Source organism: Thalassococcus sp., assembly GCF_982780845.1.
In genome coordinates this window covers 1-1,099 of the sequence record NZ_CEYADA010000029.1, presented here as the reverse complement: position 1 = coordinate 1,099, position 1,099 = coordinate 1, and the positions used below count along the sequence as shown (strand labels likewise).

General features: G+C 44.3%; 1 protein-coding gene. It reads right to left on the bottom strand.

Annotated elements, in window-relative coordinates:
- Positions 1-866 (bottom strand): tetratricopeptide repeat protein (locus AC4FIA_RS17505; RefSeq protein WP_490366897.1); only part of this gene is annotated, 866 nt, incomplete at its 3' end.
- Positions 867-1,099: the final 233 nt, after the last annotated feature.

The window sequence follows — 1,099 nt, the reverse complement described above, 5'->3', positions numbered from 1 at the left end:
AGTGCATGACCCAACGACACCCAAACTTTAGGTCTATCTGGCGTTTGTTCTAGTATGCCATGGTAAATATCTATCGCTTCATCTAATTGCCCTACACCAACAAGTGCATGGGCAAGACTGGTTTTAATAACAAAACTGTCTGGGCTTCTTGAAAGTCTTTGTCGCGCAACGTTTACGGCCTCGGGAAACTTACCCAACTTTGAAAGCACGTTTTGATAAGCTAGCGCCGCTCGCTCGTTGTCCGGGTATAATTCCACACAACTTTCCAACAAAAATTCTGCATCACTGTACACCTTCAACTGCATACCAATTTCAGCCAACAACATCATAGCTTCAGGGTGATGCTTCTGTTTAGCCAAAAATTGGCGGCACACTTGCTCTGCCGCAGCGAACTGCTTTTCGTACATAAGGTCGTAGGCACCCAGAATTGGCGGAGGAAGAGACTGCAAATGCGCAATCTGATTTGATGCCATTTGTTCAGCGGTAGCGTCGCGATGATTTTGATAGATTAAGAGCAACTTTTTCCAACTGCTTATAAGAGCGGGGTTAAAATGCGTTGCTTTAAAGAACGCACTTGCTGCGTTTTGCTGGTCTCCAACAGCTTCATGACAGTAAGCAAGCTCTTGGTATCCCCTGCCGTAATCTGGGCGAAGAGATAGAAGAGTGTCGATAGCCTTAAAAGCATCGCTATGTTGGTTCGAGAGCCTGTAAGTGACGGCGGCCAAATAAAGTACTTCTGCTTCTTGCTGCTCATTTAGCGACAAGGGCAATAAATCTTGAATATACGATTTCGCAGTTGATAACTGACCGCGTTGAAGCGCTTGCTTAATAGCGCGAACTTGATGTTGAAAATCTTCTGTTGTCATAGCCTTCGTTATAATTCTTGGTAGCGCAGGTGATAATTGGCGAAAGCCAAAAGGGTATGTATTTAATACTACCGAATTTTTCTAAGATAAGTAATGAAAACGGCAGGCCTAGGCCTGCCGTTCAATGCACTGTGTACAATCTACTTCTTCGTTTACGACAAACGACTATTAATAGTAATCGTAAGAGAAGCGAAGACCTATAGTACGAGGGCGATTAGTCACAACCTTAGGCG